This is a genomic window from Pseudooctadecabacter sp., assembly GCF_965657175.1.
In the GTDB taxonomy this organism is placed as follows: Bacteria; Pseudomonadota; Alphaproteobacteria; order Rhodobacterales; family Rhodobacteraceae; genus Octadecabacter.
Genome location: NZ_CBFHNH010000005.1, coordinates 26,329 through 49,906, shown reverse-complemented (window position 1 = coordinate 49,906; position 23,578 = coordinate 26,329). Strand labels below are relative to the sequence as shown.

General features: G+C 59.7%; 24 protein-coding genes and 1 pseudogene. 11 read left to right on the top strand and 14 right to left on the bottom strand.

Annotated features, from left to right (window positions below; genetic code table 11):
• Positions 1 to 92 precede the first annotated feature (92 nt).
• Positions 93 to 584 (top strand): GNAT family N-acetyltransferase, encoded by a 492-nt coding sequence (locus ACTG36_RS06250; protein WP_375281163.1) that lies wholly within the window; start codon positions 93 to 95, stop codon positions 582 to 584.
• Here ACTG36_RS06250 and ACTG36_RS06245 read toward each other — a convergent pair.
• The 3 genes from ACTG36_RS06245 to ACTG36_RS06235 form a co-directional block, all read right to left on the bottom strand.
• The gene (locus ACTG36_RS06245; RefSeq protein WP_375281164.1) at positions 574 to 870 is read right to left on the bottom strand and encodes an FtsB family cell division protein; all 297 of its coding nucleotides are present in this window, start codon (positions 868 to 870) and stop codon (positions 574 to 576) included. The two genes, ACTG36_RS06250 and ACTG36_RS06245, sit on opposite strands and share 11 nt — an antisense overlap.
• Positions 871 to 1,035: 165 nt before the next feature.
• Positions 1,036 to 1,935 carry a fructose bisphosphate aldolase gene (locus ACTG36_RS06240; RefSeq protein ID WP_375281165.1) on the bottom strand — a complete coding sequence of 300 codons (900 nt, stop codon included), beginning with the start codon at positions 1,933 to 1,935 and terminating at the stop codon, positions 1,036 to 1,038.
• A gap of 148 nt (positions 1,936 to 2,083) precedes the next feature.
• A complete protein-coding gene (locus ACTG36_RS06235; protein ID WP_439141731.1) occupies positions 2,084 to 3,262 on the bottom strand; it encodes a phosphoglycerate kinase in 1,179 nt (392 codons plus the stop codon).
• Positions 3,263 to 3,394: 132 nt separating this feature from the next.
• Between ACTG36_RS06235 and ACTG36_RS06230 the strand changes: the two genes are divergently transcribed.
• Complete coding sequence (locus ACTG36_RS06230; protein ID WP_375281167.1) at positions 3,395 to 3,901, top strand: peptidylprolyl isomerase; 507 nt, start codon at positions 3,395 to 3,397, stop codon at positions 3,899 to 3,901.
• The gene (locus ACTG36_RS06225; RefSeq protein WP_439141729.1) at positions 3,894 to 4,454 is read left to right on the top strand and encodes a peptidylprolyl isomerase; all 561 of its coding nucleotides are present in this window, start codon (positions 3,894 to 3,896) and stop codon (positions 4,452 to 4,454) included. Before ACTG36_RS06230 ends, ACTG36_RS06225 begins: the two co-directional genes overlap by 8 nt.
• Before the next feature lie 101 nt (positions 4,455 to 4,555).
• Here the strand turns inward: ACTG36_RS06225 and ACTG36_RS06220 are convergent, their stop codons facing one another.
• Together ACTG36_RS06220 and ACTG36_RS06215 are read right to left on the bottom strand one after the other, a co-directional pair.
• Positions 4,556 to 5,932, bottom strand: coding sequence for a protein adenylyltransferase SelO (locus tag ACTG36_RS06220; RefSeq protein ID WP_439141727.1), 1,377 nt, complete (start codon positions 5,930 to 5,932; stop codon positions 4,556 to 4,558).
• Positions 5,933 to 5,965: 33 nt separating this feature from the next.
• Positions 5,966 to 6,415, bottom strand: coding sequence for a GNAT family N-acetyltransferase (locus tag ACTG36_RS06215; protein ID WP_375281170.1), 450 nt, complete (start codon positions 6,413 to 6,415; stop codon positions 5,966 to 5,968).
• Positions 6,416 to 6,552: 137 nt separating this feature from the next.
• Here ACTG36_RS06215 and ACTG36_RS06210 point away from each other — a divergent pair, with 137 nt between their 5' ends.
• Positions 6,553 to 7,089 (top strand): CBS domain-containing protein, encoded by a 537-nt coding sequence (locus ACTG36_RS06210; protein ID WP_375281171.1) that lies wholly within the window; start codon positions 6,553 to 6,555, stop codon positions 7,087 to 7,089.
• A 176-nt stretch (positions 7,090 to 7,265) separates the two neighbouring features.
• Here the strand turns inward: ACTG36_RS06210 and ACTG36_RS06205 are convergent, their stop codons facing one another.
• The 3 genes from ACTG36_RS06205 to ACTG36_RS06195 all read right to left on the bottom strand — a co-directional run bounded on the left by ACTG36_RS06205 (position 7,266) and on the right by ACTG36_RS06195 (position 9,712).
• A complete protein-coding gene (locus ACTG36_RS06205; RefSeq protein WP_375281172.1) occupies positions 7,266 to 8,204 on the bottom strand; it encodes a nucleoside hydrolase in 939 nt (312 codons plus the stop codon).
• A 156-nt stretch (positions 8,205 to 8,360) separates the two neighbouring features.
• Complete coding sequence (locus ACTG36_RS06200) at positions 8,361 to 8,570, bottom strand: hypothetical protein (protein WP_375281173.1); 210 nt, start codon at positions 8,568 to 8,570, stop codon at positions 8,361 to 8,363.
• Positions 8,567 to 9,712, bottom strand: coding sequence for an aromatic ring-hydroxylating oxygenase subunit alpha (locus ACTG36_RS06195; RefSeq protein ID WP_375281174.1), 1,146 nt, complete (start codon positions 9,710 to 9,712; stop codon positions 8,567 to 8,569). The genes ACTG36_RS06200 and ACTG36_RS06195 overlap by 4 nt, the downstream gene beginning before the upstream one ends.
• 376 nt (positions 9,713 to 10,088) lie before the next feature.
• Between ACTG36_RS06195 and ACTG36_RS06190 the strand changes: the two genes are divergently transcribed.
• A complete protein-coding gene (locus ACTG36_RS06190) occupies positions 10,089 to 10,337 on the top strand; it encodes a hypothetical protein (protein WP_375281175.1) in 249 nt (82 codons plus the stop codon).
• A gap of 126 nt (positions 10,338 to 10,463) precedes the next feature.
• Here the strand turns inward: ACTG36_RS06190 and ilvN are convergent, their stop codons facing one another.
• Both ilvN and ACTG36_RS06180 read right to left on the bottom strand, forming a co-directional pair.
• Complete coding sequence (gene ilvN, locus ACTG36_RS06185) at positions 10,464 to 11,027, bottom strand: acetolactate synthase small subunit (RefSeq protein ID WP_375281176.1); 564 nt, start codon at positions 11,025 to 11,027, stop codon at positions 10,464 to 10,466.
• A gap of 51 nt (positions 11,028 to 11,078) precedes the next feature.
• Positions 11,079 to 11,318 carry a hypothetical protein gene (locus ACTG36_RS06180; RefSeq protein WP_439141723.1) on the bottom strand — a complete coding sequence of 80 codons (240 nt, stop codon included), beginning with the start codon at positions 11,316 to 11,318 and terminating at the stop codon, positions 11,079 to 11,081.
• Positions 11,319 to 11,510: 192 nt separating this feature from the next.
• Between ACTG36_RS06180 and ACTG36_RS06175 the strand changes: the two genes are divergently transcribed.
• A complete protein-coding gene (locus tag ACTG36_RS06175) occupies positions 11,511 to 12,017 on the top strand; it encodes a hypothetical protein (RefSeq protein WP_375281178.1) in 507 nt (168 codons plus the stop codon).
• Positions 12,018 to 12,260: 243 nt separating this feature from the next.
• Positions 12,261 to 12,524, top strand: a complete 264-nt coding sequence (locus ACTG36_RS06170) for a hypothetical protein (protein ID WP_375281179.1) — start codon at positions 12,261 to 12,263, stop codon at positions 12,522 to 12,524.
• 133 nt (positions 12,525 to 12,657) lie between these two features.
• Here ACTG36_RS06170 and ACTG36_RS06165 read toward each other — a convergent pair whose 3' ends face one another.
• Positions 12,658 to 14,412: an acetolactate synthase 3 large subunit gene (locus ACTG36_RS06165; RefSeq protein ID WP_375281180.1), complete on the bottom strand. Its 1,755-nt coding sequence runs from the start codon at positions 14,410 to 14,412 to the stop codon at positions 12,658 to 12,660.
• Between the two features lie 425 nt (positions 14,413 to 14,837).
• On the opposite strand from ACTG36_RS06165, the pseudogene ACTG36_RS06160 reads away from it, so the two are divergent.
• A pseudogene (locus ACTG36_RS06160) lies at positions 14,838 to 15,252 on the top strand (VOC family protein); the annotation flags it as partial.
• Between the two features lie 117 nt (positions 15,253 to 15,369).
• Here ACTG36_RS06160 and ACTG36_RS06155 read toward each other — a convergent pair.
• Together ACTG36_RS06155 and ACTG36_RS06150 are read right to left on the bottom strand one after the other, a co-directional pair.
• A complete protein-coding gene (locus ACTG36_RS06155; protein ID WP_375281181.1) occupies positions 15,370 to 16,005 on the bottom strand; it encodes a response regulator transcription factor in 636 nt (211 codons plus the stop codon).
• Positions 16,002 to 17,411 (bottom strand): cache domain-containing protein, encoded by a 1,410-nt coding sequence (locus tag ACTG36_RS06150; protein WP_375281182.1) that lies wholly within the window; start codon positions 17,409 to 17,411, stop codon positions 16,002 to 16,004. Before ACTG36_RS06150 ends, ACTG36_RS06155 begins: the two co-directional genes overlap by 4 nt.
• A 246-nt stretch (positions 17,412 to 17,657) precedes the next feature.
• Between ACTG36_RS06150 and ACTG36_RS06145 the strand changes: the two genes are divergently transcribed.
• The 3 genes from ACTG36_RS06145 (at position 17,658) to ACTG36_RS06135 (ending at position 22,347) form a co-directional block, all read left to right on the top strand.
• The gene (locus ACTG36_RS06145; protein ID WP_375281183.1) at positions 17,658 to 18,743 is read left to right on the top strand and encodes a TRAP transporter substrate-binding protein; all 1,086 of its coding nucleotides are present in this window, start codon (positions 17,658 to 17,660) and stop codon (positions 18,741 to 18,743) included.
• Positions 18,744 to 18,872: 129 nt separating this feature from the next.
• Complete coding sequence (locus ACTG36_RS06140; RefSeq protein WP_375281184.1) at positions 18,873 to 19,919, top strand: TRAP transporter small permease subunit; 1,047 nt, start codon at positions 18,873 to 18,875, stop codon at positions 19,917 to 19,919.
• 76 nt (positions 19,920 to 19,995) lie between these two features.
• Positions 19,996 to 22,347 (top strand): TRAP transporter large permease, encoded by a 2,352-nt coding sequence (locus tag ACTG36_RS06135; RefSeq protein ID WP_375281185.1) that lies wholly within the window; start codon positions 19,996 to 19,998, stop codon positions 22,345 to 22,347.
• Between the two features lie 61 nt (positions 22,348 to 22,408).
• Here ACTG36_RS06135 and ACTG36_RS06130 read toward each other — a convergent pair whose 3' ends face one another.
• Positions 22,409 to 23,563, bottom strand: coding sequence for an FAD-binding domain-containing protein (locus ACTG36_RS06130; protein ID WP_375281186.1), 1,155 nt, complete (start codon positions 23,561 to 23,563; stop codon positions 22,409 to 22,411).
• Between the last annotated feature and the right edge of the window lie 15 nt (positions 23,564 to 23,578).

Here is a 23,578-nt window from a genome sequence, read left to right as displayed (position 1 = left end):
GTTCCAGAAAATCGACCGGCAATGTGACGCAAGGGCATTTACCCATCGAAAACCCGCCTTGCGTCTGGTGCATAGGCGGGGGAGGATGAGGTATGAAATACAAAATCCGACAGGAAAAAGAGAGCGACTCAGCGGCGATCCGCGATGTGGTGGCCCGCGCGTTTGAGGGCAAATCCTTTGCCGATCCCGACGACAAGCTGATCGTGGACCGTCTGCGTGACGATGGCGCGCTGGTGTTGTCTTTGGTGGCAGAGGCTGGCGGCAAAATCATCGGGCAGGTGGCCTTGTCACCGGCCAAGGTGGGCGGGTTGAAATACCTGTGTGTAGGGCCACTTGCGGTGGTACCGGAACATCAGGGCAAAGGCATTGGCGCGGATTTGATGGGGCATGCCTTGGGCGTGGCACAGGCCTATGGCCGTGACGGAGCGGTGTTGCTGGGCGATCCCAAATACTACAGCCGCTTCGGGTTCGAAAAGGTGGCAGGGGTCACTTATGACGGCAAGGGGGCGGATGCCTTGCAGGTTCTGCCCTTCACCGATGCGCCCTCAGGCGCGGTGACATTTCATCCCGTTCTTAGCGGATAACAATCTCATCCGCGCGGACCATGCCCAGCACATCGCGGGCCTGTTCGTCCAACAGATCCAGATCAAGGTAGGTGTCTGACAGCCGCCGGGTGAGGTTTTCCATCCGCGCCACTTCCGCCTGCAAAAGGGCCAGCTCTTGCGCCAAAGTACGTCCTTCTGCATCAATCTCTGCACGTTTGAACACGCCATAATCCCCCTGCACCGCAGCAAAGGTGAAATAGACGGCCAGCATCAACGTGCCTGCGAAATAGAGTAGGACCCCCATGGGGGCGCGTTTGGATCTCATGCGGTCTGCCTCACATGCGGTGTCTGACGCACCGCTTTGAAACAGAGTCGCATATTTGATTCGCCAAGGGAATCCCCTTTGTGCGACCCGCATGAAAATCGGTCGGTCGGCCACAGACTTTCTTGGAAAGTCTGTTAGGGCCAAATCCTCATACGAGGATTTGCGCTACGTCACCGAGGCTGCGTGAATGCTGTCGATGGTGGCCGCAATGGTCGTGTTGAATTCAGCATCCGATTGCGTGGCGGACAGACCTTCTGTCAGGGCGCGGCTGAAACTGGCGACAATGCCTGTGTTCTTGGCAAGTCGTGCGTTGGCTTCAGTGCGGTCATATCCACCGGAAAGGGCCACGACCTTCATGACCTTGGGGTGATCCACCAGCGGCTGATATTGGCCGGGTGTTTCGGGCAAGGTCAGCTTCAACATCACCTCATCGTCCTGCGCGTCCAGATGTTTTAGGATCGAAGACATCAACATGTCCTCTGCACGGGCCTTGTCGGCCATGGTGATCGTGATCTCGGGCTCAAGGATCGGCACAAGACCTTGGGACAACACCTCGGCCCCGATCTGGAATTGCTGGTCCACGATGGCGTCGATGCCCGTCTGGTTGGCTTCATCAATCACGGCGCGCATTTTGGTGCCGAAGATGCCGCCATTGCGCGCGCGGGGCAGAAGGTCAGACAAATGCGGCATGGGTTTCATCAGTTTCACGCCGTTGGACGCAGCCTCAAGGCCCTTGTCGATCTTGAGGAAGGGAACAACGCCAAAATCGTCCCACAGGGTGGTGGCGGTGGGTTTGCCGTTCACCTGCCGGTCCATGGTCATTTCAAACAAGATGGCCCCGATCACTTTGTCACCGGTGAAGGTGGGGGCGTTGATGATACGGGCGCGCATATCGTGGATCAGGTCGAACATTTCGCCTTCACCGCTGTAGGCATCCTCAGGCACACCATAAAGCGCCAGCGCCTTGGGGGTGGAGCCGCCGGATTGGTCGAGGGCCGCGATAAATCCGCGTCCCGTCCGGATTTTATCGCCCATCGCCGTTTGCGTTGCCGTCATATCCAACATGGTCCAAATCCTTTGTCCTGCCGCCCCGACATGGGGTGATCTGACATTGGTCTTAGGAACCCGATGGGGCTGCCGCAATTCTGGTTACGCTAACCGTTTGCGCTAACGCATTGGTTTAACGCTAACAATTCAGCGATGGGCTGCCGTGTTAACCACCCAAAGCCGCGACGCCGGGTAGCGTCTTGCCCTCCATCCATTCCAGAAACGCGCCACCGGCGGAGGAAATATAGGTGAAATCGTCGGCCACACCCGCTTGGTTCAGCGCGGCCACCGTGTCGCCGCCACCGGCCACGGTGATCAGGTCACCGGCTTTGGTTTTGGCTGCCGCGTCTTGGGCTGCGGCGTAGGTGGCTTTGTGGAAGGGCTCAATCTCAAACGCGCCCAGTGGGCCGTTCCAGATTACGGTTTTGGCACGGGCAAAGACCTGCACGATGTGCGCCACGCTGTCGGGCCCTGCATCAAGGATCATCATGTCGGCGGGGACATCTTCGGCCATAACCGTCTGTGCGGCGGCACCGGCCTTAAACTCGGCTGAGACAACGACATCACGGGGCAACAACAGCTCACACCCTGCTTTGGCGGCTTTGTCCGCGATGTCGCGGGCGGTGTCGGCGAGATCGTGTTCACACAGCGATTTACCCACATCAAGGCCTTGGGCCGCCAAAAACGTGTTGGCCATCCCCCCGCCGATGACGATCACATCGACCTTGTCGATCAGGTTGCCGAGAAGATCCAGCTTGGTGGAGACTTTCGCCCCCCCCACCACAGCCACCACAGGCCGTTCGGGGCTGCCAAGCGCCTTTTCCAAGGCCTGCAATCCTTCGGCCATCAGGCGGCCTGCGCAATTGGGCAGCAATTCGGCCACGCCGGTGGTCGAGGCATGGGCGCGGTGCGCGGCTGAGAAGGCATCGTTGCAGAACACATCGCCCAAAGACGCCAGAAACTGCGCCATTTTGGGATCATTCGCCTCTTCCATAGCCGAAAAACGCGTGTTTTCGATGAGGATCACAGCGTCCGCCGGGGCGGCGTCAATCGTGGCGCGGTCGGGGCGTTCGATGAAGGTGACGGGGCGGCCCAGCGTGGCCTCCAACGTGGGCACGGTCACACGCAACGACATCTCGGGCACGTATTCACCCTTGGGGCGGCCAAAATGCGCGAGCATCACAGGCTTGCCCCCCTTGGCCAGGATGTCGGTGATCGTCGGTTTGATCCGTTCGATACGGGTGGCATCGGTGACTTTTCCGTCCTCCACAGGCACGTTGATGTCCACGCGGGTCAGCACGATTTTGCCGTCCAAATCCATATCGTCGAGTGTGTTCCAGCCCATGGGTCTCTCCTATGTTGTGGCGCGTTCATCGCCAATCGGGTGCGGGGCGTCAACCGGATGGCAGATTGCCGGGTTGGAATCCCCGTGCCGCGCGCATAGGTTCGCGCCAACGCAGATAAAAAGGAGACCGGCATGGCCGAGATCAAAGACCCCGAAAACACAATCCTGATGGAACTCAAAGACGGGACAGTGACGATTGAACTGCTGCCCGACGTGGCCCCGGCCCATGTGGAGCGCATGAAAGAACTGGTGCGCGCCGGTGCCTATGACAATGTGGCGTTCCACCGTGTGATCGATGGCTTCATGGCGCAAACCGGCGATGTGGCCAATGGCAACATGGAAAAGGATTTTAACATCGGTCGCGCAGGCACCGGCGGGTCCGACATGCCTGATTTGCCTGCAGAATTCTCCCGCATCCCCCATGCGCGCGGGTCCATTGGCGCAGCCCGGTCGGCCAACCCGAACTCGGCCAACAGCCAGTTCTTCATCAACTTCAAAGACAATGACTTCCTGAACGGCCAGTACACGGTCTACGGCCAAGTCACCTCCGGCATGGAGCACGTGGACGCGATCACCCGTGGTGAGCCGCCGATGAACCCCGACCGGATGATTTCCATGAAGGTGGCCGCAGATGTTTAAGCGCGCGGTTGTTGCTGCCACGCTCTGTGCAGGAATGGCACAGGCAGGCGGGATCGAAATCACCGTCGCCGGTGAGGCCGAGGGCGTGATCTCCATCGATCTGTTCGAAGATGTGGCGCCGCTTCATGCGGCACAGATCACCGCTTTGGCGGCAGACGGGGCCTATGATGGCGTGGTGTTTCACCGCGTGATCGACGGCTTCATGGCGCAAACGGGCGATGTGGCCTTTGGTGACAGCACCGATGCGGCGTTTGATATGCGCCGTGCAGGCACCGGCGGGTCCGATCTGGGCAACATCCCGCTCGAGGCCACCACCGAGATGCCTTTCACCCGTGGCAAAGTCGGCATGGCGCGGTCGCAGAACCCCAATTCCGCCAATAGCCAGTTCTTTATCATGTTCCAGGACGGGCCGTTTCTGGATGGTCAGTATACGATCATCGGTGAAGTCACGGAGGGCATGGATGTGGTCGACGCGATCAAGCTGGGCACGGGGCCAAATGGCGCCGTCGTGGGTGACGCGGACCGCATGGTTGAAGTCACTGTGATCGAGTGAGCTTCGCCCGATAAGGTATTGAAAAGGCCGGGCGTTGCGTCCGGCCTTTTTCGTGGCGGACCCCAAACTTCCGGAATTTTGGGGCGACGGCGCGATGCGTTTTAGGTGCCGCAGAAGGTGTGCAAGACTTTTTCCTGTGGCTCCGGGGGCTGCATATAGGCGTCGTTTTTGGTGAACGGGTCAGTCACGGCGGCCAGCATCGCGTGGAAGGGCGTGTAGTCGCCGGTGGTGGCAGCCTGAATGGCCTCTTCGATTTTGTGGGTGCGGGGGATGACCTGGGGGTTGTGGCGTAGCCAAAGCGCGTCGTCTGGGGCCGCTGCGCGCCATTTCTTGTGCCAGTCGGGGAAGGTCGTTTCCGTCTTGTGCACATCCGCAAAGGTGTTGGTGAAATCGGCCTTCGCCGTCGCCATGTGGTCCAGCAGATCTTGGGCAAGCACCGCCGCCTCATCCGTCGCGGGCAGGCCCAATTTGGGGGCAAAGGCGCGGGTCCATTCTGATTGGAACAGCGCCGGAAAGCGATTGATGACGGCTGTGAAGTCTTCGATCGCCCGATCCTGATCGGGCATAACCGGTATGAGGGCTGTGGCAAATTGCGCCAAATTCCAATGGGTTATGGGGGCCTGATTGGAATAGGCATAGCGGCCCTGATGGTCGATGGAGCTGAAGACCGTATCGGGGTGGTAGGTGTCCATAAAGGCGCAGGGGCCGTAGTCGATTGTCTCACCGGCGATTTGGACGTTGTCGGTGTTCATCACACCGTGGATGAACCCGTGGGCCATCCAAAGCGCCACAAGACGCGCCTGTTTGGCCATGACCTGTTCCAGCAGACCCAAGGGGCCACCCGCGTCCGGATAGTGGCGCGCGATCGTGTAGTCGGTCAGCTTTTCGAGGGCTTCTACGTCGCCGCGTGCGGCGAAAAACTGAAACGTGCCCACACGGATGTGGGAGGCCGCGACACGGGTCACAATCGCGCCGGGCAGCGGGCCTTGTTCGCGCAGGATGCGGTCGCCGGTCGTCACGGCGGCGAGAGCTTTTGTTGTCGGGATATCAAGGGCCTGCATGGCGCAGCTCATCAGATATTCGCGCAAGACAGGGCCCACCCACGCACGCCCGTCACCACTGCGCGAATAGGGCGTGGGACCGGACCCTTTGAGTTGGATATCAATGCGGCCAAGCGGACTGTCGAGTTCCCCCAGATGCAGCGCGCGCCCGTCGCCCAATTGGGGCGAGAAGCCCCCGAATTGATGCCCCGCGTAGACTTGCGCGAAGGGCGTGGCGCTGTCTGGCAGCGCGTTGCCGGAAAAGATCGCGGCGGCCTCAGCATCGGTCATATCGCTTGTATCAAGGCCCAGATCGGCGGCCAGCGCATGATTGAAGACGATCAACTGCGGGTCGCTGACCGGTGTGGCGGGTTGACGGGTGTAGAAACGGTCCGGCAGATCAAGGTACGTGGTCTCAAAGGGCAGGGACAGGGGCATCTGGAACCTCGGCTCAGGGGCTGTGCGGGCGTATCAAAGCACGCGGGTCATCAAGGAATATCGGTCACGTAGCGTGAAATGCGCGCGGGTGTAGAGCCGCATCGTCGCCTCATCGCTCCGGTCGACTTCCAGATGCAGCGCCTTGACGCCGACCTCCGCCAGACTGGCAGAAACCGTATGCAGCACTTCGGAGGCCAGACCACGTTTGCGCACGGCGGGCCGGATATAAAGTTCATCGACAAAGGCATCCATGCCGCCCAATTCCATGGACCAGCCAAAGATGATGATCACATAGCCCGTGGGCGCGCGGGCGGGGCCAAAGAGCCAGACCGCCCCCAGGGGCGATCCTGCAAGAAGCGGGGCCAAGGCAGCGGCGCGCGTCTCGTCCGTTGTGTCGAGCCCGTATTCGGCGTGAAAAGCTGTGATCAGCGGCAACACCCGTGGGGCGTCATCAGGGGTGGCAAGGTGCATTGCGGTGCTCATGCCCCCTTGTGCCTGCCTGATCCTCGAAAGACCAGAGCAGGGGCTGGACGTGGCAGGCTGCCGCCTTAGGTCGAAAGTGAGACAGATTGGCCCACCCGCATATCGGTGGACCGACCGCAATTCAAAGGGCCCTATCCATGGCCGATTCAGACCGACGCGCAATGATGTTGAAAGACCGTCCCGAATACAACAGCAAGCCGAGGCCGTTGACGTTTCAGGCCGATGCCACAGTGGCGGAGGCCGTCAAGGCGATGACGGACAAGGGATACGGGTCCGTTGTGGTCGTGGACGCGGACGAGAAGGTCGAGGGCATCGTGACCGAGAGGGACGTGATGCGCAAATTGGTCAACGAGAAGATGGATGCGGCAAAGACGCCGTTGTCCCAGATCATGACAGCAAACCCGCGGGTGGCGAAAGACACCGATGATGTTCTCGACTGGTTGCGCATCATGTCCAACGATCGCTTTCGCCGCTTGCCCGTCGTGGACGACGAGGGCCGCATTAAAGTTGTGTTCACACAAGGTGATTTCGTCAGCTACACGTGGCCGGACCTGATGTATCAGGCGGGGCAGATGGCCAAGGCATCGGTCCTGAAGAACTGGCATCTGTGGCTGATCGGCGGCGGCGTGGCGTTGTATTCCATCATCATGGTGATTGTCGTCGGGTCTATGTAACGCCCCGCACCTGATCGCGTGAGTGACGTGAGGCACGCCACCAGAGGCCCTTTCCGGACGGGGAAGGGCCTTTTATTTGCGCGGGTCTTGTCACAGGGAAAAAAAGCGTCGATGCCCGAAGCGGCCCTTCGGCGGAGGTGTCTGGGACAAGATCAATCAGAGCGGGGACGCCCCCGTCAGCTGTAGGTGGCCAGACGACTTGCAAGCAATTTATAAAAACCGTCAGCGTCCAGATCGCCGATGAAGGTGCAATTGGGGGCGCGGTCGGTGACGCGCCACCAGTCGGCCACGGTCATGCCCAAGGTCAGGTCAGACTGGGTTTCGATCTCCACATTGATGTGGCGGCCGGTGAACAGCTCAGGCTGGATCAGATAGGCGATGACCGTCGGATCATGCAAAGGCGCACCTTCGGAGCCATATTTTTCCATATCGAACCGTTCAAAAAAGTCGGTCCAGGCGGCGGTCATATCGCCCACCTTGGTGCCCATGGCGCGAAAGGCGTCGATGCGGGGTTTGGTCGTCAGCGCCTTGTGGGTCATGTCCAAAGGCATGACCGTCAGCGGCAGTCCGGCGGAAAAGACGATATGGGCCGCCTCTGGGTCCACGTAGATGTTGAATTCGGCGGTTGGGGTGATGTTGCCGCCTTCAAAATAACCGCCGCCCATCAAGACAATCTCAGCAATGGCGTGTTTGATTTCGGGTGCGCGGGTAAGGGCCGTGGCGATGTTGGTCAGCGGGCCAAGGGGGCACAAGGTGATGCTGGCTGGGGCTGCCGCGCGGCAGGTGTCGATGATCCAGTCCACCGCGTGCTGATCTTGCAGGGGCATCGTGGGATCGGCCAGTTGCGGGCCATCAAGGCCGCTTTTGCCGTGGACATGTTCGGCGGTGACCAGCTTGCGTGTCATCGGCGCGTCACAGCCCGCAAAGACCAGCGTGTCCGGTTTGCCGGCCAATTCACACACAATGCGCGCGTTTTTCTGGGTCAGGGGCAGCGGCACATTGCCAGCCACGGCTGTGATACCCAACACGTTCAATTCAGGCGAGGCCAGAGCCAGCAGGATCGCGATGGCGTCGTCCTGGCCGGGGTCGGTGTCGATGATGATATCGCGGGGCATGGGGCAGTGTCTTTCGTTGGCTCTTGGGCGAGGTGATAGCGTTAACCACTGTGACCCACCGCGACAAGGGGAAGCGCGGTTCCGTCGCGGCAAGGAGGGCTCTGCCCTCGCGCTGCGCGCTCACCCGGGATATTTTTGAGACAAAGATGAGGGCGATCAGACGCGACCGTGGCATTTGAGGCGCGCGTGGAGGGTCGCAGTGTCGGGGTGGGCTGTTTCCAGCGCGAAGATATAGGCGTGGGTCAGAAAGAAGCAGGCGGTGTCGATGTCAGGGGCCTGATCTGCGGCTTCGGTATAAAGCACCACAAGCGCGGATGTGTCGCCCGCGTTGTGGCCAGCCAGAAGCTGCGCGTTTAGGTCCGTCATTCTGCAGCTTGAAGCCGCCCTGCCACCCAATCGTGGAAACAATGGGTGGGGCTGTCCATGGCGGGCGAAAAGCGGCCCCCGTCAAATCCGGGCGCGGACCGGCCGCGTTGCATGCCTTCGACGACGGAAATGTCTTCTTCGAAGACGGTTTTCCATTGGGCGGCGTTGGCGGTCCGCAGGCCGTCATCGGTGTTGGCGTCTGCATAATACAGGTGGATATGTTCTGCCGTACGGTTGTGGGCCACGGGGTCAAGAACGATGGCAAAGGCGTGGTCGCGCTGCGCCCCCAACAGGACGTTGGGATAAAGCGCGATATATTCCGCGCCTTCCTCCCAGAAATCGGACAGATCCGCGAAGTCAGGGAAGGTCTGGCCGGCGTCATCTTGAAGTTGTCGGTAGACCAATGTGCCTTGGCCTGAATACTGGCCGTAGCTTTCGATGTTGTAGTGGTCTTCCAGACGGGAATAACTGTTCAGGCCGGGGTGGACCCAAGGCAGATGATAGCTTTCGCAGTAGTTTTCGACGGCGAGTTTCCAGTTGCAGGACACATCGAGGGTAAAGCGGCTGTCGGCTCCGCCGTGATAGAGCGGCTGATCGTGGTCGCGCCAGCGGTGGATCAGATTGGCGTGGACTTCCTCGAACGGGGCGGCGTCGCCGGACAGGTTGATAAAGACGATATCGCGCCAGACGTGGCTGCGGACCTCAATCAGGCCCAAGGTGTTTTTGTCGATCGCATCATGTGTGTTGTGACCGGCCCCGCCCACATGGGGGGTGGAGACGAGGGCCCCTTTCGTCGAGTAGCACCAGGAATGATAGGGGCAGCGGATCGCGCCTTCGATTTTGCGCGGGGCGTCCACGAGGATCATGCCGCGGTGGCGGCAGATGTTCTGGAACACGCGGACGTCGCCGTCTTTGTCGCGCAGGAGCAGCAGGGGGATGCCGGTGAAGTCCAGCGGTTTGGCGTCGCCTGCTTCAGGCACATCGGCGCCTACGGCCAGACCTGCCCATGTGGCATGAAGGGTCGCGCGGGCCTCGGACTGGAAGACTTCCGGGTCTGTGTAATGGGCGTTGGGCAGGCCGTTTGCCGCTTCAACCGGTTTGCGAACGGCCTCAAGGGCGGCGGTGTCGTGGTCTTTGGCCATAGGGTGTCCTTTCGCGCAAGCGGTGGGATAATTCTAAGAAGGGGATAGGGCGCGCGTCCAGCGTTTTGGCGACATGGGATTGCCGCAAGGCGACATGGGGAAGATGCGGGGAGAAGGGGCATAACGGGGCGGCTTTGGGCGGCAAGCGGCCCATGACGGGGCTTGGGCTGGGCCGGGTTTTGCCAGTTGGCCGCCGAGGCTGTTGCAAAGGCGGGCCGCCGCCCATGGGGCGGGCCGGTTTTGACCAAGGGCCGCCGAAAACCGGCCCTGCGCCGCCGCTTGGTGGCGGGGCGGGTTCGGGGCTGTCTATCACGGTGGGGCAAGACAGACACCCTTGCACAAACGATCACGATCCATGTCCCAAAGGAGATCACATATGAAAACGATGACAGCCGCACTCGCTGGGGGTCTGACCCTCATTGCCCTGACCGCCTACGCCCAAGAGATCGACCCAGAGATCGACGTGAACGGGGACGGGTTCTACAGCTTTCCAGAGTTGGGCGTCGCGATGCCTGACCTTACGGCTGAGGATTTCACCGCCATGGACACCACCGGCGATGGCCTGTTGGATGCCGCCGAAGTGATGGCCGCCCAAGATGCGGGGCTGATGCCGGTCGCAGAATAAGGCTACGATCCCTCCCTTTCGGGACGGCTGATCGCTCCGTCGGCCCGAAGTTGCCCGATGTTCCCCAAGTATCGGGTAGCACTGCCCCTTGGCCCTACAAAGGCCGAGGGGTTTTTATGCGTGGCGTCAGATTTCACCGCGCGACAGGGCTGCGACGCCGGTGCGGGCCATTTCTTGCAGACCGATAGGACGCATGAGGTCGGCAAAGGCGTCGATTTTCTCGGATGTGCCGGTGATCTCAAAGGTGAAACTGTCCAGCGTGCTGTCGACCACATTGGCGCGGAACACGTCGGCCAGACGCAGGGCTTCAACGCGGTCTTCGCCTTTGCCCGCGACCTTGAACAGGGCCAGTTCCCGTTCCACCGAACGCCCTTCGGCGGTCAGATCATGGACGTCGCGCACAGAAATGATGCGTCCCAGCTGGGCGGTGATCTGATTGATCGTCTGCGGCGTGCCTGTGGTCACAACAGTAATCCGGCTAAGGTGGCCGGTGTGGTCCACCTCAGCCACGGTGAGGCTTTCGATGTTGTAGCCGCGACCAGAGAACAGGCCGATCACCCGCGCCAGAACGCCCGGTTCGTTTTCAACAAGCACCGCAAGTGTGTGGCGTTCTTCGTGATCCGAGAAGTTGGGGCGCAGGTTGTACGCAGAATGCGATGACGCGCCTTTTTTGAGTTTGAGTGCAGACATGGGGGTGGCTCCTTCAGGATGGGGGGCAATCAAGGGCAGCGCGATAGGTGTTCACGCCGGTGTCCTTGGTGATTGTGGTGACGGGGCAGCCAGTGACGCGCTGGGCGGCGATGGCGGCATATGACAGCAAAAGGGCAGGATCGGTAAGCCGGTTTCAAAGTTGCGCACGGTCACGCCGCGCCCTGTGTCTGAGACGGTAAAAGGCACGCCTTGGACGGTGACAGTTTCACCGGGCATAAAGGCCGCAATGGTGCCGCCGGTGCAGGCGGCAAGGGCGGCTATGACAAGCAAGCCCGCGCCTATCCTGACCGAACCGACCATGTGAAAAATTAAATTTCCGTTTTGTTTTGGGGGGCTTAGCATGTCATTTCGCCCTTTGCGAAAATGGACGCGGAACTTAAGTTTGCAGGCCCGTGTTGTCTGTCCATAGCCTCAACGGACATTTTGTCTGTCACTTTCGAGGCACCAAAACTGGAGACTACCATGACTTTTACGACCAAAACTCTCGCTGCCGCCACAGCCCTTTTTATCGCTGCGTCGCCTGCTGCTTTTGCGGCCGGCCATGAATTCGACGTGAACAGCGCCCGCATCGATCTGAGCCTCGACACCGATGGCGATACAGAAGTTGACAACGACGAAATCATCGACGGCAACATGGAAGTGTTCGATCTGGACGGCAGTGGCGCAATCGACGCCAATGAGCGCGGTCTGGCCGAACAAGCCCTGATGGGCAGCAGCATCATTTCCTTGGATGACAACGGCATGATGATGATGGCGGGAGAGGCCGCAGCGCCTGACGCGATGATGGAAATCGATTTTGACCTGAACGCTGCACGTCGTGACGTGACCAACGACCTGAACGACGATGGTGACATCACAGACGACGAAATCATTCGCGCCAATGAAGACGTGTTTGACCTGAACGGCGACGGCGTCGTCGACGCAAATGAGCGCGGCATGGCGGATGAAATGTTGATGAACTCCAACTAAAGTCCCCCAACATATCGCGAAAGGCAGTCCCTTTGGGGCTGCCTTTTTTTTGTGCCGGACGCCGGGCCTCCGGACAACACCCGCGTTTCGCGCCGACCAACAGTCGTTTCCCCAATTTTCCTAAAACTGTTCTGTTTTATTGAGGTTTTTTGCGTTTTCGCGGAACTCTTTACGGGGGCGGGACGTTGTGTTTCCGAAGCCCGATAGAACCTAGTCGGGTCACATACCTTAACGGAGACTACCATGACCAAGCTTATGAACACCCTGATCGCATCCGCCGCAGTCGCAGTTGTTGGCACATCCGCTGTCGCCAACGTTGCATTCGAAGACTTCAGCGTGAACCGCGCAATTCTGAACCCAATGACAGACATGAACGACAACGGCGAAGTGACCGTGGACGAGATCATCTCTGCCAACGAAGCCGTGTTTGATCTGGACGGTGACGGCGTCATCAACGCATCCGAGCGTGGCGAAGCCGAGCAGTGGATCGAAAGCCAGCTCGGGTAAGATGCCCTCGCGTTTGCATTCAAGGCGGCCCCATTGGGGTCGCCTTTTTCATATCCGACAGACGGGCGGCCCCCAACAGGGCGCGCCCGTTTTGGCATGTGAAGACCGATGTTCTCACAAACCAGTGTCATGATTAAACGAGGACCGACCCCTTGGCGTCGATGACACCTTGTGTTTCGGCCTCACCCAACAGCATCTCGTTGTGGGCTTTGCCCGACGGGATCATGGGGAAGCAGTTTTCGTGCTTTTCCACCAGACAATCAAAGATGACAGGGCCGGGATGGGCGATCATTTCCATGATAGCTTCGTCCAGATCGGCAGGATCGGAACAGATGATGCCCTTGGCGCCAAAGGCTTCGGCCAGTTTCACAAAGTCCGGCAGGCTTTCCGACCAGCTGGAGGAATAGCGTTCACCGTGCAGCAATTCCTGCCACTGGCGCACCATGCCCAGACGTTCGTTGTTCAGGATGAACTGTTTGACGGGCAGGTTGTATTGAACTGCGGTGCCCATCTCCTGCATGTTCATCAGCCACGATGCCTCACCGGCCACGTTGATGACCAGCGCGTCAGGGTGCGCCATCTGCACGCCGATGGACGCAGGGAAGCCGTAGCCCATGGTGCCGAGACCACCCGATGTCATCCACTGGTTGGGGTTTTCAAATCCCAGATACTGCGCGGCCCACATCTGGTGCTGGCCCACTTCGGTGCAGATGTAGCGGTCTTTGCGATCCTTTGTCAGGGCCTCAAGCCGTGTCAACGCATGCTGCGGTTTGATCACCTTGCCCTCTTGGGTGAAGGCCAGACAATTGATCTTTTTCCAGTCAGCAATCTGGTGGTTCCATTTCGTGACCTCTTCCGCATTGGTCTTGCGGCCACGGGATTTCCAAACCTTCAGGATGTCTTCCAACACATGGGCGACATCGCCAATGACCGGAATGTCCGTCCGGATCACCTTATTGATCGACGACGGATCAATATCGATGTGCGCTTTCTTCGACTTGGGGCTGAACGCATCCAGCCGCCCTGTGATCCGGTCATCAAAACGCGCCCCGATGTTGATCATCAGATCGCAATCGTGCATCGCCATGTTCGCCTCATACAGGCCGTGCATCCCAAGCATCCCGATCCAATGTTCACCCGACGCAGGGTAGGCCCCCAAACCCATCAGGGTTGAGGTGATGGGAAAGCCCGTGGCCTCAACCAATTCGCGCAACAGCTGGCTGGCCGCAGGGCCGGAATTGATGACACCGCCGCCGGTGTAGAAAATCGGGCGTTTGGCCTTTTCCATCGCGGACACCAGATCGGTGATGCCTTCGATGTTGCCTTTAACAGTGGGCTGGTAGTGCGATTTGCCCGGGTTGGGTTTGGCATAGGTGCCCGATGCGAACTGCACATCTTTGGGGATGTCGATCAGCACGGGGCCGGGGCGACCAGACGTGGCCACGTGAAAGGCTTCATGAATGGTGGGGGCCAGCGCGTCGGTTTCCTTGACCAGCCAGTTGTGCTTGGTGCAGGGGCGCGTGATGCCGACGGTGTCGGCTTCCTGAAACGCGTCGGACCCGATCATGAACGTAGGCACCTGACCGGTGAAGACGATGATCGGGATGCTGTCCATCAGCGCATCGGTCAGGCCGGTCACCGCATTTGTGGCCCCGGGGCCGGATGTCACCAGCGCCACGCCGGGCTTACCGGTGGACCGCGCATAACCTTCGGCGGCATGAACCGCACCTTGTTCGTGACGCACCAGAATGTGCTTGATCGAGTTTTGTTGAAAAATCTCGTCGTAAATCGGTAGGACCGCGCCACCGGGATAGCCAAAGACTGTGTCCACACCCTGATCAATCAGAGCTTGAACTACCATTTTTGCACCGGTCATTTGAGCTGACATTGTTCTATCCTCGATATGTCGCGTGTCGTGTTTGCATGTCGCATAAAAAAGCCCCCGAGAATTTCGGGGGCGCATGGGAACCTTATCAGGGTCAACCGTTACCGGCCCATGCGCGTCTTTCCTACAATTACTAGGACGATATTCATCCGAAGGCTCCTTTAGCGTGAGGGAGTTATGCCCAAGGCGATTTGGGGCGTCAACCGCTCAAATTGCGAAAATGTCGTTTCAGGGTAATTTTTTGTAACTTTGTTAAACGTGGCCTCAGGCGGCCCCCGCTGTCACGATCAAAATGTGAAACCGCAACCAGCTGTGACGTCTCCGCCCGCTTCGGTCTGTTGGGGACGGAGAGAGGCGCGGACAGCACCTACACATCGTGAGACAAAAGCGGCCTTGCCTTGGGCCTGGTGCTGGTCCCTAGTGACGCTATGATTGCCTATGTCACCATCGGGGCCGATGATCTGGCCCGCACTAAAACCTTTTACACTGCTGTTTTGCCCCCCCCTGGGCTACCGTCTGTCCGAGGGGCCGGAGGGTTTGAGTTTCGTCGTGCCGGTCCCTGACGGCCAACCGTCCACGCAACCTGATTTTTACGTCAAACCCACGTTCAACGGCGCGCCTGCCGGTGCTGGCAATGGCGCGATGGTGGCGTTTGAGGCGGTCAACCAGACCCAAGTGCGCGCGCTGCACGCGGCAGGCCTCGCCGCTGGTGGCACGGACGAGGGCGCGCCGGGGTTCCGGCCCACCTACGGCGCACGGTTCTATCTGGGGTATCTGCGCGACCCTCAGGGCAACAAAATCGCGCTGTTTTCAAGTCATCCTGATGATTCCACGCGGGATGACGTCTCGCGCAGGTCCCCTGTTTCATCTGGCCCAAAAAACTCCCCCCGGAGGGCCGATTGGCCACAAGTACCCCGCGCGACAGGGTCTCGCCTACGCAGGCGCTCGCCCGCACAGGCCTTATCGGCCTGTGCCCTGCAAAACCCCGTGTTCCATGGCGTAGCGGGTCAGGCCTGCGGTGCTGGAAATGCCCAGCTTGCGTTTGATGTTCTTGCGGTGGGTCTCAACCGTGCGCACGGAGATATCCAGCGCCGCGCCGACCTCCTTGTTGGATTTGCCCTGCGCCAGTTCCAGCAAAATCTGCTGTTCGCGCGATGTCAGTGGTTCGCGCCCATCCGAAATGCGCGGTTTCAGTGATCCGCGCGCGCCGGTGCACAGGTATTCCTCGCCCTGCATGACGGTCGTGATGGCCGTTCTGATTTCATCGGTGGGCACGTCCTTCAACACATAGCCCTTCGCACCGTGGTTCAGCGCGGTTGAGATATATTCGGGGCTGTCATGCATGCTCAGGATCAGAATGCGGGTTTCAGGCCGCTTTTCGAGGATGATTTCCGTGGCCGACAATCCGTTCACACCGGGCATGTTCAAATCCAGCAAGATCACGTCAGGCTGCATGTCCTCGACCTGATCGATGGCAGCCTGACCGTTGGTCAGCACGCCGATCACATCCAGATCGTCATAGGTTTCAAGGATGGCTTCGATGCCTTCGGCCACCATCGGGTGGTCATCGACGATCAGGACACGGATGGACGTCATGCGGTGTCTTCCAGTTTGCGTGTGGTGCGGTTGGGGGGCAGCATATGCGACAACGGCACGCGGGCTTCAATGGTGGTGCCATTCTGGGATGCCATCACGCGGAAGGTGCCGCCCAGTTGCTCCATACGTTCGGACATGTTGCGCAGGCCAAGACCGCCCGAATTGCGGCGGGTCAGGCCGCGCCCGTTGTCGGTGATGCGCATGATGCCGCCCTTGGCGGTCCCCTTAAGGGACATGGACACATGCGTCGCGGCGGCGTGGCGTTCGATGTTGGTGAAGGCCTCTTGCGCCACACGGTAGAGCGCGATGCGGGCGTCTTCGTCCAGCCGGCCCCGAAAAACCACGGTTTCAAAGTCGACCGCAATGCCCGTGCGGGCGCTGAAATCATCGATCAGTGATTGCAGGGCAGGGGCCAGACCAAGATCATCCAGCACACCGGGTCGCAAATCACGGCTGATGCGGCGGACCTCTCCGATGGCGCCGCCCAAAGCGTCGATGCCTTTATCAAGGCTGGTGCCTGCACGGGCATCGCCCGAAGTGATCCGTCTGCGGGCGAGTTCGAGTGCATAGCGTACGGAGACAAGGATCTGGCTGATCCCGTCATGAAGTTCCCGCGCCACCCGTCCGCGTTCTTCCTCTTGGGTGTCGATGATCCTCTCGGTCAGTTCTTTCAGCTTGGCGTCAGCCAGCCTGCGTTCGCGGATGTTCAACACGATCCCTGACAGGAACACCGCGATCAGCGCCGCGATGGTGATCAGCAGGATATAGAAGGTCGTCTGCTGGATGCGGCTTTCCACATCGGCGCGTGCGGCGGCCACGGTTTCGCGCACGTCATCGACGAAGATGCCTGTGCCGATGGCCCACCGCCAGTCTTGCAGCCCGTTGACGTAGACCACCATGGGGGCGGTCTCCCGCGTTGTGGGTTTGGGCCACTGAAATTCGTGATATCCGCCGCCCGTACGCGCGAGACGGATAATTTCATCGGTGATGGGCACCCCGTCGATATCGTCCAGACCAGACCAGTTCTGTCCGATCAGATTGGTCTGACGCGGGGCCACAAGGTTGGTGCCGTCATAGTCGAAGACAAAGAAATACCCGTCCTGACCATAGAGCATCGCGGACAGGATGCGGGTGACCTCAAGCTTGGCGGCTTCATCATCGGGGGACGCGCGGCCATAGATGTTCACGAAAGCGGTCTTGGCGATGGACAGATAATTCTGCAGTTCTTCGCGTTTGGCGTCGATCAGCTGGGTCTCCAGCGCGCGAATTTCGCGATCCGCCAGCGCGCGGGATTGGTTCGCCACAATCCACGTGATCAGCGCCACCGACAGCACCAAAGGCACCGTTGCCAGCAAAAAGAGCTTTTGTCCGTAGTTCAGGCGCAGGCCCGCGCGCAGATTTTCCATGAGGGGTCCCATGGGCGAATCGTTAACGGGGAATCAGGTGATTCACTAGGGTTTGATTCGCAGCCCGCCGCACTGTTGGCGCTAACAAACGGCCTGAATTGGTAAGAGCCGCTGACAATTTGGGCATTTCTACGGGGCAATGGGTATTCCGCACGCAAGATGAGTTCGTTAACGTCTTTCTACTTGAAACGATCTGTCCGCCTCTGGGAGGGGCAGGGCAGGCCATTCCATGGGAGGAAATTACACATGGATCGTCGTTCTTTCTTGAAGAACTCTGCGCTGGGCGGAACCGCCGCAGCCGCAACAACACTGGCAGCCCCCGCTTACGCCGCCGGTCACCGCACGCTGACCATGGTCACATCTTGGGGCCGCGGCCTTGCTGGTGTGCATGACGCCGCACAGCGCGCAGCCGACACCATCACCGCAATGTCCGACGGCACACTGACCGTTGACCTGAAAGCCGCAGGCGAACTGGTTGGCGCGTTCGAAAGCTTCGACGCTGTGACCTCCGGTCAGGCCGACATGTACCACGCCGCTGACTACTACTTTGTGGGTCAGCACCCAGGTTATGCCTTCTTCACATCCGTACCTTTCGGCATGTCCCCACAGGAACTGATGAACTGGTACTACCACGGCGGCGGTAACGACCTGCACTCCGAACTGGGTGAGATCTTCGGTCTGAAGTCCTTCCTTGCAGGTAACACAGGCCCACAGGCTGGTGGCTGGTTCTCCAAAGAGATCACAGGCCCAGAAGACTTCCAGGGTTTGAAATTCCGCATGCCGGGCCTTGGTGGTCAGGCACTGGGTCGCATGGGCGCATCCGTTCAGAACCTTCCAGGTGCTGAAGTGTACCAGGCGCTGGCCTCCGGCGCGATCGACGGCACCGAGTGGATCGGCCCATGGGCTGACGAAAAGGCTGGTTTCCAGGAAATCACCAAGTTCTACTACACCGCTGGTATGCACGAGCCAGGCGCAGGCCTGTCCTTGGCGACCAACCTCGACGTCTTCAATGAGCTGTCCCCAGCCCACCAGAAGATCATCGAGATTGCCGCCGGTGAAACCCACCAGTGGAACCTCGCACAGTTCATGAACTCCAACGGTGCAGCGCTGCAGCGTCTGCAGGCTGGCGGCGTGAAGGTTCTGGAATTCCCTGACTCTGTCTGGGATGCGATGGGCGTTGCTGCGACTGAGACGATGGACCAGTACAACGGCGATGAGCTGTATGACAAAATCCGCAGCTCCTACAACACATCCATGGCGGAATCCTCCTCTTGGATTTCCCAGTCCGAAGGTGCGTACCGCACACAGCGTGACCGTGTGATGGGCGGCTAAGGCCGCGTGTCCGGGCCGTTTGGCTTTGGATGACACCATGTTGGGCCCTGCTGTTCAGCGGGGCCCGATATCGCAAGACCCGCCGCGTGCGGCGGGCACTGATATTCAAGACATTTCGGGGGACAGGGCATGGAAGAAGACGCAGAGAACGCGGGTTTCTGGTCCAGCTATGAAAACGGCTTTACGCAATTGGTAGAACGCTGGCAGGGCAACGCCCCTGAAGGAGCGGACCCGATTGCCCCGGCCGAGACCACATTGGGCGCCATCTGGGACAGCATTGTCTGGGTCCTCGCCAATATACTTGAGGCGATCTACAACATCGTCTTTGCCATCACCCACCCCAATGTCTGGCTGGATTGGCTTAGCTGGGGGAACACCACCGAAGACAAAGAAGCGTTGATGCGGTTCATCTACTTTGGCGGTTCGGTTGAACTGTTCTTTGCGGTCTTTACCCTGTTTTTGATCGTCACAGCCGTGGCCTTCGCCTACCGCCCCTTCATGTGGGGCTGTGTCAGGGTGTTTGAGGCCATCGCCAATTCCGTCGGGCGCACATTCGCCTGGGCCGGTCTGATTATGGTGGCCATCCAGATCATCATCATCTTTATGCAACGTGTTTTTGCGGTGTCCGAGATCAGTTTCGGGTTTGGCATGGCGATGACGTTCGATGTGTCGTGGTGGGCCGAAAGCCTGAAGCTTTATAACGCGATGATCGTGAGTCTGTGCGTCACCTACACGTTTGTTCAGGGCGGGCACGTGCGCGTCGATCTGATCTATTCCGCCGTGGGTCACCGCACCAAGCGGATCATCGATATGGTCGGGTCGATCATCTTTATGGTCCCTGCCGCGATCCTGACGTGGATGTACGGCTGGTACTTCTTGTGGCGCCATCTGGTGGTGCCGAACCCGTCGGCCTCTGACAGTTTGGACCGGTTGATCACCAAGGCCCGCGCGCTGCGTTGGAACGTGGAAACCATCGGTTTCAGCCCCAACGGGTTCAACGCCTACTTCTTGTTCAAGGTCCTGCTGGTGCTGTTCACCGCATTGGTGCTGCTGCAAGCGGTCGCCTTCTTCTACCGGTCGTATCTGGAACTGGTCGAAGGCGAAGAAAGCGCGGGAAAATACCTCGATAAAGACACGCTCGGTGAAGGCGAAGAAGCCTTTGAAGGGACGCACTAATGGAACGTTTTCAGCAAAAATGGGAACCGGCTAAGCGGTTCGAAAACGTGACGGACAAATAAGGGACTTGTGACAGATGCTTTTTGGACTTGATGGCGTAGAAATTGGCCTCATCATCGTTTTCCTGTGTCTTTTCGCAGGTATCTTGTCGGGCTTTCCGGTGGCCTTTGCCATCGGCGGATCGGCGATCATTTCCTTCGGGATCATCGCGGCGCTGGATTCAGGCGGCTACTTGATCCACCAGGCGATCGATACGGGCACGGCGGAATATGCCGCCCTGATTGCCGAAGGGATCAGGCCGGACACCATATCGGTCTTCCGCTACCCCGATCTGCCGCGCATCGCAGAGCATGTCTTTGTGGGCGGCTGGGAAACAGCGCTGGACCGCAATGTGTCCTTTGTCGTGAACCGCATGAACGAACGCGTGTTGGCGGGCCAGTCGATTGAGACTTTGCTGGCGGTTCTGATGTTCGTGCTGATGGGCATCACGCTGGAACGCTCCAAGATCGCGGACGATCTGCTGACAACCATGAGCCGCGTGTTCGGCGGTTTGCCAGGCGGTCTGGCCGTGTCGGTTGTGGTTGTGGGCGCGTTCTTGGCGGCCTCCACAGGCATCGTGGGTGCGACTGTTGTGACCATGGGCCTGCTGTCGCTGCCCACCATGTTGCGCGCGGGCTATTCCAAGGAACTGGCCACCGGCGTCATCGCGGCGTCCGGCACCTTGGGGCAGATCATCCCGCCGTCCATCGTGATCGTGTTGTTGGGAACGCTGGCGGGGGATCTGTATTCCGCCGCTCAAGAGGAACGCGCCCAGCTTGCGGGGTGTTCTGACGCGCTGACCTATCTGGGGGAACCTGCGGTGGTGTCCGTGGGGACATTGTTCCAAGCGGCTTTGCTTCCGGGCATCATGCTGGCCTTCCTTTATGCGGCCTACGCCTTTGGCTTTGCGCTGCTGAACCCAGCGAAGGCCCCGGCTGTTGAAATGGGATCCACCAATTCCGAAGTCATCACCCGCAACGAAGGGCTGACATGGTTCCTCGCCGTGCCAGGTGGTCTGATCATCGCGCTGGTGTTCTTGATGAACCTTGGCGTGGTGGGCAGCCAGTCTGTCATCGTCGACAGCTTCACCGATGCAGGCCAGACGGCCAGCTTGCGCACAAACGTGTCTGCGGAATGCGCGGTCTCCATGCAGGAACTGCACGGCGATGAGGCGTGGAATGCGGCCTTGGCTGAACAGGCCGCGATTGACGCGGCAGGCGGCGTGGAACAGGCCCGTGCGCTCAGCGATGAGGAACGCGCAGAGGCCGTGGCCCAGCGGGTCGCAGAGGCGCCCGTGATCGGCACCGGCATCGCCATTCTGGCCTTGTTGATCGGCTTGGTTCTGGTCATTGCACGCGGCGTGTCTCCGTCGGCCAACCCGATGCCATTGATTGTCGGCGGGGCGGCTGTGGCGCTGATGCTGCTGGCAGATATCGTCCTGATTTCGCCGCTGACATCGCCCGGTGTGACCACATTGATCATCATTGTGCCTTTGCTGCTTGTGGCGTGGTCCATGCGCTTTGCGCTGGCGCGTCTGGCCAAAAACGATCTGCTGCGCGTGGTCTTCCCGCCGTTGGTTCTGATCGTGGCGGTGCTGGGATCGATCTTGGGCGGCATCACCAACCCGACGCCGGCTGCGGCCTTGGGCGCGGGTGGCGCGATCATGCTGGCGGCTTACCGCAAGCTGGCGGATCAGGAAAAGTCCGGCAAGATCATCCTGCTGGCGACCGCTGCTGTGATGTTGATGCTTGTTGTGGGCGTGAACTTCGATATGCGGATCGGACAGGAAGAGGTCGCGTTCGAAGACTACCTTGCGTTCTTCTTCGCCTTCTCGATGTTCCTGTTCTCCATGTTCGGTCTGGCCTATGCCTGCGCTGTGCTGTGGCTGGGCGGGGTTCTGACACCGGTGGTGCGTGAGACGGCGAAGGTTACGTCGATGGTGTTCACCATCCTGATCGGGTCGCAACTTTTGAACTTGGTCGTGATCTCCTTTGGCGGGGAACACTACATTCAGCAGTTCCTGCGCTCGTTCGATCAGGAATGGACCGTGTTCCTGATCGTGATGCTGGTTCTCTTTGTGCTGGGCTTTGTGTTGGACTTCCTTGAGATCATCTACATCGTGGTGCCCATCGTTGGCCCCGTCATCTATGGCGGCACGTTTGATCCCAAATGGGTGACGATCATGATCGCAGTGAACCTGCAGACGTCCTTCCTGACGCCGCCCTTTGGCTTTGCGCTGTTCTATCTGCGCGGGGTGGCCCCCAAGGAGGTCACGACAGGCGACATCTACCGCGGGGTGGCACCCTTCGTGCTGATCCAGGTGGTGGGCCTTGCGATATTGGCGTTCTTCCCCAGTATCGTGACGATTGTCCCGAACCTTCTGAACTGATGCAAAAGGCGCCCCACAGGGCGCCTTTTCGCTTGCGGCGAAGCTCTAAAATTTCGAAATTTTAGAGCAGTTGGAGCTGGTCGTCGTAGCTACGCAAGAACTTTGGAATCTTGTCCTTGAACTTGAAAAAACCTGCTGTGGCATGGGGCCATGCCACAGCGTCGTAGGGTCGGATCACCTTGGTGATCGACGCGGGCAGGGCATCCGCTGTGCCACCGACCGGGGCGTAGGACATGACCACGTTATCGTGGCCTTTCGCCCACTCCGCCACGTCTTCGGCGGTGTCCAAAGCTGTCAAAGGGCCGATCCGCGCCGCCAGATCCTCCGCAGCGCCCGCCATAAACGAGGCCAGCTTTTCGCCCACATGCAGCGGGCTGCGCAGGCGGGTTCCGTCGAAATAAGCGACCTCCGCCACATCGAGCTGATCCATCAACCACGCAGGCGTCAGATCATCCTCTGTCACCAGCACCGCGACCTTGCCCTTGGGCAGCGCACCCGACTGGGGCAGGGGCGTACGGTCTGGGTTGGGATAGCCGTCAAGGGGGGCTGCAAAGGCCGCCAGATCACGGGGCCGGAACCGACCTTCGGTGTATTTGGCGATGTTGTCTGGCCGCGCCAGATAGGTTTTGCCCACGGTCTGCATCCCGCCGACCCAGCGCCAGCCCAACGTGTTGGACGCTGGATCGCCATCCAGCAGGTGGCGCAAAAAGAAATCCGCGCCCAATTCCCATGGCAGTCGCAGGGTGAAAATCCAGATTGAAGCGAACCACATACGCGCGTGATTGTGCAGATAACCTGTGTCCACCAATTCCCGTGCCCAATGGTCGAAACAGTCGATGCCGGTGTCGCCTGTGCAGGCGGCCTCCCATTCTGTGCGCAGGCCCGATTGGGTCTGCACGTCATTGAGCGCCTGTGACAGCCCCGCGCGGTACTGGGTCCAGACCGACGGGCGATGTTCCAGCCAGCCTTTCCAATAGGTGCGCCAGTAGACCTCTTGGATAAACTTTTGCGCAGCCGATGGGGAATGGGCGTCCAGACAGGCGCGCAGCACCTCATCCTCGGTGATCATCCGGTGCCGCAGATAGGGCGACAGGCGCGACACATCGTCATGGCCGGGCCGGTCATAGTTGCGCTGGGACGCATAGTCGCGGCCCATCTTTGGGGTGAATGCGGTCAGGCGCGCCAGCGCGGCCTCTCTGGTGGGGGTAAATGTCATGATGCAAAGCTAGCG

Coding starts and splice junctions, on each gene's coding strand:
- ACTG36_RS06150 (WP_375281182.1), bottom strand. CDS start 17,411: ATGGAAAATCTGCGCGCGGGCCTGCGCCTGAACTACGGACAAAAGCTC.
- ACTG36_RS06230 (WP_375281167.1), top strand. CDS start 3,395: ATGGCCGAGATCAAAGACCCCGAAAACACAATCCTGATGGAACTCAAA.
- ACTG36_RS06175 (WP_375281178.1), top strand. CDS start 11,511: ATGACTTTTACGACCAAAACTCTCGCTGCCGCCACAGCCCTTTTTATC.
- ACTG36_RS06165 (WP_375281180.1), bottom strand. CDS start 14,412: ATGTCAGCTCAAATGACCGGTGCAAAAATGGTAGTTCAAGCTCTGATT.
- ACTG36_RS06240 (WP_375281165.1), bottom strand. CDS start 1,935: ATGTTGGATATGACGGCAACGCAAACGGCGATGGGCGATAAAATCCGG.
- ACTG36_RS06155 (WP_375281181.1), bottom strand. CDS start 16,005: ATGACGTCCATCCGTGTCCTGATCGTCGATGACCACCCGATGGTGGCC.
- ACTG36_RS06235 (WP_439141731.1), bottom strand. CDS start 3,262: ATGGGCTGGAACACACTCGACGATATGGATTTGGACGGCAAAATCGTG.
- ACTG36_RS06205 (WP_375281172.1), bottom strand. CDS start 8,204: ATGCCCCGCGATATCATCATCGACACCGACCCCGGCCAGGACGACGCC.
- ACTG36_RS06145 (WP_375281183.1), top strand. CDS start 17,658: ATGGATCGTCGTTCTTTCTTGAAGAACTCTGCGCTGGGCGGAACCGCC.
- ACTG36_RS06225 (WP_439141729.1), top strand. CDS start 3,894: ATGTTTAAGCGCGCGGTTGTTGCTGCCACGCTCTGTGCAGGAATGGCA.
- ACTG36_RS06170 (WP_375281179.1), top strand. CDS start 12,261: ATGACCAAGCTTATGAACACCCTGATCGCATCCGCCGCAGTCGCAGTT.
- ilvN (WP_375281176.1), bottom strand. CDS start 11,027: ATGTCTGCACTCAAACTCAAAAAAGGCGCGTCATCGCATTCTGCGTAC.
- ACTG36_RS06250 (WP_375281163.1), top strand. CDS start 93: ATGAAATACAAAATCCGACAGGAAAAAGAGAGCGACTCAGCGGCGATC.
- ACTG36_RS06140 (WP_375281184.1), top strand. CDS start 18,873: ATGGAAGAAGACGCAGAGAACGCGGGTTTCTGGTCCAGCTATGAAAAC.
- ACTG36_RS06245 (WP_375281164.1), bottom strand. CDS start 870: ATGAGATCCAAACGCGCCCCCATGGGGGTCCTACTCTATTTCGCAGGC.
- ACTG36_RS06200 (WP_375281173.1), bottom strand. CDS start 8,570: ATGACGGACCTAAACGCGCAGCTTCTGGCTGGCCACAACGCGGGCGAC.
- ACTG36_RS06135 (WP_375281185.1), top strand. CDS start 19,996: ATGCTTTTTGGACTTGATGGCGTAGAAATTGGCCTCATCATCGTTTTC.
- ACTG36_RS06190 (WP_375281175.1), top strand. CDS start 10,089: ATGAAAACGATGACAGCCGCACTCGCTGGGGGTCTGACCCTCATTGCC.
- ACTG36_RS06195 (WP_375281174.1), bottom strand. CDS start 9,712: ATGGCCAAAGACCACGACACCGCCGCCCTTGAGGCCGTTCGCAAACCG.
- ACTG36_RS06130 (WP_375281186.1), bottom strand. CDS start 23,563: ATGACATTTACCCCCACCAGAGAGGCCGCGCTGGCGCGCCTGACCGCA.
- ACTG36_RS06220 (WP_439141727.1), bottom strand. CDS start 5,932: ATGCCCCTGTCCCTGCCCTTTGAGACCACGTACCTTGATCTGCCGGAC.
- ACTG36_RS06215 (WP_375281170.1), bottom strand. CDS start 6,415: ATGAGCACCGCAATGCACCTTGCCACCCCTGATGACGCCCCACGGGTG.
- ACTG36_RS06210 (WP_375281171.1), top strand. CDS start 6,553: ATGGCCGATTCAGACCGACGCGCAATGATGTTGAAAGACCGTCCCGAA.